This window comes from Variovorax sp. dw_308, from assembly GCF_019207085.1.
In the GTDB taxonomy this organism is placed as follows: domain Bacteria; phylum Pseudomonadota; class Gammaproteobacteria; order Burkholderiales; family Burkholderiaceae_C; genus Variovorax.
In genome coordinates this window covers 1-1,339 of record NZ_JAATOM010000083.1, presented here as the reverse complement: position 1 = coordinate 1,339, position 1,339 = coordinate 1, and the positions used below count along the sequence as shown (strand labels likewise).

The 1,339-nt window shown below is 65.6% G+C and carries 1 pseudogene; it reads right to left on the bottom strand.

What is annotated here, in order from left to right:
* Positions 1–1,339 (bottom strand): annotated as a pseudogene (locus HCU76_RS36285) (beta-eliminating lyase-related protein); the annotation flags it as partial.

Sequence of the window (1,339 nt, the reverse complement as noted above, 5' to 3'; positions counted from 1 at the left end):
CGCAACGCCCGGCAGCGTCTTCGCCAGCGGCGCGTTGCGGTCGTAGTCGGTCTTGAAGTCGACCAGCGCGTCGACCATCGAGCTCCACTTGCCGCGCGTGACGCCCAGCGAGAACAGGATCAGGAAGCTGTAGAGCCCGGTCTTCTCGACCACCAGGCCGCGCTCCCACAGGTACTTCGTGACGACAGCGGCGGGAATGCCCGTCTCGTCCAGCTTCGCCCCCTTGCCGAGGCCGGGCGTGAGCAGCGTGACCTTGATCGGGTCGAGCATCACGTAGTCGTCGGCCAGCTTGCCGAAGCCGTGCCAGTCGGCCTTCGGGTCGAGCACCCAGTCGGCGGTCTTCAGCGGTTTGTCCAGGTCCAGTCTCTCGGGCTGCCAGACCTTGAACCACCAGCCTTCGTCAGCGCCGAAGCCGGTGCCGATGGCGGCCATCGCCTGCCGGAAGTTTGTTGCCTCGTCGTGCGTTTCCTGCACGATCGCGCGGCCGCTGGGGCCTTCCATCATGGCCGAGCTGACGTCGAGCGAGGCGATGATGCCGTAGTGCGGCGAGGTCGACCCGTGCATCATGAAGGCGTCGTTGAAACGCGTCGTGTCGATCTTGCGTTTCTCCGATTCCTGGATGTGGATCATCGAAGCCTGCGAGAACGCCGCGAGCAGCTTGTGCGTGGAGTGCGTGGCGAACACCAGCGTGTGGTCCGCGCGAGGATGGCCGCGCGGCACGCCCATGGCATGTCTGCCCTCATAGAACTCATGGAACGCGGCATAGGCGTACCACGCTTCGTCGAAGTGCAGCGCATCGACCTGGTCGGCCACCTCCGCCTTGATCTTCTCGGCGTTGTAGCAAAGGCCGTCGTAGGTGGAATTGGTGACCACGGCGATGCGCACGTTGCCCTTCGCGTTGCGCGCGATGGGGCTGGCCGCGACCTTCTGGCGGATGGCCTCGGGCGAGAACTGGTCCAGCCCGATCGGGCCGATGATGCCGTAGTCGTTGCGCGCGGGCGTGAAGTAGATCGGCGTGGCGCCGGTCATGATGAGCGAGTGCAGCAGCGACTTGTGGCAGTTGCGGTCGACGATCACCAGGTCGTCATGCCCGGCCATCGAGTGCCACACGATCTTGTTGGCGGTCGAGGTGCCGTTGGTCACGAAGTAGGTGTGGTCCGCGCCGAAGACCCGCGCCGCGTAAGCCTCCGCTTCCTTCACCGGCCCGGTGTGATCCAGCAGCGAGCCGAGTTCCGGCACCGAGATCGAAAGGTCGGAGCGCAGCGTGTTCTCACCGAAGAACGCATGCAGCGCATAGCCCACCGGCGACTTCAGGAAGCCGACGCCGCCGGCATGCCCG